Genomic DNA, 3,398 nt, shown 5'->3' on the forward strand with positions numbered 1-3,398 from the left:
GGGGTGGGGCTAAATAATATTCAATTGTTGTTTAATGCTTCTCTCATCTGTTTTGTGAACCAAAGCAGAGTGAGTTAAAGCTAATTTACGCTTTTTAGATTTTTTAGTCAAAATATGACTTTTAAAAGCGTGTTTTCTTTTGATCTTTCCAGAACCAGTAACTTTGAATCGTTTCTTAGCACTAGATTTTGTTTTCATTTTAGGCATTTTCTTCCTGTATTTATAATCTATCTTACTTATTATTTTTTAGTTTTCAGTTCGGTTTTCAGGTTACTGCGTAATTACTGAATACTGCGACTGCTAACTGCTTACTTTTTCTTTTTCGGAGCAATGTACATAATCATACGTTTTCCTTCTAAAACTGGCATCGCTTCTACTTTTCCAAACTCTTCCAATTCTTGAGCCAAACGTAATAATAAAATTTGCCCTTGCTCTTTGTAGATAATAGAACGTCCTTTAAAGAATACAAATGCTTTTAATTTAGCACCATCTTGTAAAAATTTAAGGGCATTTTTTTTCTTAAATTCATAATCATGCTCATCAGTTTGAGGTCCAAAACGAATCTCCTTCACAACGATTTGAGTTGATTTAGCTTTAAGTTCTTTATCTCTCTTCTTTTGTTGGTACAAAAATTTACCATAATCCATCAACTTACAAACCGGTGGTTCAGCATTTGGAGAAATTTCTACCAAATCAACTTCCTGCTCTTCAGCTAAGCGAAGGGCTTCCGCTATTTTGTAAACTCCAGGCTCAATATTTTCGCCTACTAAACGTACTTCAGGAACACGAATCAAATTGTTGATGCGGTGTGCTGCTTTTTTCTCTTCGCGAGGTTGAAAACCTCTGTTGTTTCTAATTGCTATGGCTGTAAAATTTTAGTTAAACTTAAAATTGTTTTAATGTTTTGTTTATTTCTTCGTTAATCATTGCTGCAAATTGCTCAATAGTTACCGATATATTTCCTTTTCCTTCTTGTCCGCGTTGTCTCACAGAAATGGTTCCGTTTTTCTCTTCTTCCTCGCCAACAATCAGCATAAACGGGTATTTGTTCATCTCCGCTTCTCTAATTTTCTTCCCGATTGTTTCATTTCGGTTGTCAATTAGGGCGCGAATTTCGTGATTTTCTAGCAAATCTAAAACTTTTTTCGCATAATTTTCATATTTCTCACTCAAAGACAAGATTATAGCTTGCTCAGGCATCAACCAAATTGGGAAATTTCCTGCCGTGTGTTCCAATAAAATAGCGATAAAACGTTCCATCGAGCCAAAAGGCGCTCGGTGAATCATAACAGGGCGATGTAACTTGTCATCTGCACCTTTATAAGACAATTCAAAACGCTCTGGTAAATTGTAATCTACCTGAATGGTTCCTAATTGCCAACTTCTTCCTAAAGCATCTTTTACCATGAAATCCAATTTCGGACCATAGAAAGCCGCTTCGCCAGATTCAATCACATAATTTAATCCTTTATCTTTCGCGGCACTGATAATCGCATTTTCAGCTTTTTCCCAGTTTTCAACGCTACCTATATATTTATCCGGATTATCTAAATCACGAACCGAAACTTGTGCTGTAAAGTTTTCAAATCCTAACGAACCAAAAACATACAATACCAAGTCGATAACATTTTTAAACTCAGCATCCAATTGATCAGGCGTGCAGAAAATATGCGCATCATCTTGAGTAAATCCTCTAACACGAGTCAATCCATGCAATTCACCTGATTGCTCGTAACGATAAACTGTTCCAAATTCAGCATAACGCTTTGGTAAATCTTTGTATGACCAAGGTCTTGCATTATAAATCTCACAGTGGTGTGGACAGTTCATTGGTTTTAACAAGAACTCTTCGCCTTCTGCTGGCGTATGAATTGGTTGAAAACTATCCGCACCATATTTAGCATAGTGTCCAGAAGTCACATACAAGTCTTTCATTCCAATATGAGGAGTTACTACTTGCTCGTAACCTGCTTTTTTCTGTGCTTTTTTCAAAAATTGCTCTAATCTATCGCGTAAAGCAGCCCCTTTTGGCAACCATAATGGTAGACCCTGACCCACTTTTGGAGAAAAATGGAATAAATCCAATTCTTTTCCTAATTTTCTATGATCGCGACGTTTTGCTTCTTCTAATAATTCAAGGTAATCGGTTAAGTCTTTTTGTTTCGGGAACGAAATTCCGTAAACACGAGTTAACTGCTTGTTCTTTTCATCACCTCTCCAGTAAGCACCAGCAACCGATAAAATTTTCATCGCTTTGATAATTCCTGTATTCGGAATATGACCACCACGACACAAATCAAAGAAATTAGAATGATCGCAGAACGTAATTGTTCCGTCTTCTAAATTCGAAATCAATTCTGTTTTGTACTCGTTATTTTTATAAACTTCTAATGCTTCCGATTTTGAAACCGGACGCATTTTAAATTCGTGCTTCTCTCTCGAAATTTCTAAAATACGATCTTCAATCTTTTTAAAATCGGCATCCGTAATTTTTTTATCACCAAAATCTACGTCATAATAGAAACCATTATCAATCGCAGGTCCAAGCGTTAATTTGATACCAGGAAACATTTCTTCCAATGTTTGCGCCATCACGTGTGAAGTCGAATGCCAAAAAGCTTTCTTACCTTCTTTGTCATTCCAAGTATATAATATAAGTGTACCGTCCGTCGTTAAGGTCGTCGTCGTTTCAATAGTGGTACCATTATAGGAAGCCGAAATCACATTTCTAGCCAAACCTTCACTAATGCTTTTCGCAACATCCATTGGAGTAACTCCTTGAGCCATCTCCTTAACCGACCCGTCGGGTAAAGTAACTTTTATCATTTTTTAAAATTTATAAGTTGCAAATATAAACCATTAATAAAATCCATACAATATATATAAGGTATAATGTTAAAAAAGATTTGAAGCAGCCGTTTCACATTCCATAAAACTATCCGTTCCGCTGTGTGCTACAATCTTTTTTTGCTTAGTCAAATAGATCGAAGTCGAAATAAAGCAAAAAAAGGATTTCCACTCCCATCGGGGCTATACAAGACGTTTTGCATTCCAGATAACCATTCCACTGGCTCGCAAAGCGAGCACTAATCCCTCGCCACGCGAGCTGTCATTCCGCAGAATAGGAATCTCCTGCGCAGCAGGCTGTAGCTTAACGCAGTTAAGCTCACAACCTGAAACCTGAAACCATTCTATATATAGTATTAATCTTCTCCATTCAAAATAAACCAATACTTCTGTAGAAGAAATTCCCTCTTCGAAGGGGTTAGGGGGATGTAGCCACAGTATTTAAAAACTTCACTATTCAATATTCGTTAATCGTTATTCACCATTCAAACAATCCCCTTTTGTGTGCTTAGTACTTTCCTTGTGTCCTTAGTGGTTAAACTTTAAAAAAA

General features: G+C 36.5%; 3 protein-coding genes. All 3 read right to left on the reverse strand.

What is annotated here, in order from left to right; genetic code table 11:
* Window positions 1-9: 9 nt before the first annotated feature.
* The 3 genes from rpmI to thrS all read right to left on the reverse strand — a co-directional run bounded on the left by rpmI (window position 10) and on the right by thrS (window position 2,826).
* Window positions 10-207: a 50S ribosomal protein L35 gene (gene rpmI / locus GFJ94_RS03045; protein WP_153200121.1), complete on the reverse strand. Its 198-nt coding sequence runs from the start codon at window positions 205-207 to the stop codon at window positions 10-12.
* Between the two features lie 101 nt (window positions 208-308).
* Window positions 309-857 (reverse strand): translation initiation factor IF-3, encoded by a 549-nt coding sequence (gene infC / locus GFJ94_RS03050; RefSeq protein ID WP_370513784.1) that lies wholly within the window; start codon window positions 855-857, stop codon window positions 309-311.
* A gap of 28 nt (window positions 858-885) precedes the next feature.
* Complete coding sequence (gene thrS, locus GFJ94_RS03055; RefSeq protein ID WP_153200123.1) at window positions 886-2,826, reverse strand: threonine--tRNA ligase; 1,941 nt, start codon at window positions 2,824-2,826, stop codon at window positions 886-888.
* Window positions 2,827-3,398: the final 572 nt, after the last annotated feature.

Source organism: Flavobacterium sp. LMO8, from assembly GCF_009495755.1.
Taxonomy (GTDB): domain Bacteria; phylum Bacteroidota; class Bacteroidia; order Flavobacteriales; family Flavobacteriaceae; genus Flavobacterium.

Coding starts and splice junctions, on each gene's coding strand:
- rpmI (WP_153200121.1), bottom strand. CDS start 207: ATGCCTAAAATGAAAACAAAATCTAGTGCTAAGAAACGATTCAAAGTT.
- thrS (WP_153200123.1), bottom strand. CDS start 2,826: ATGATAAAAGTTACTTTACCCGACGGGTCGGTTAAGGAGATGGCTCAA.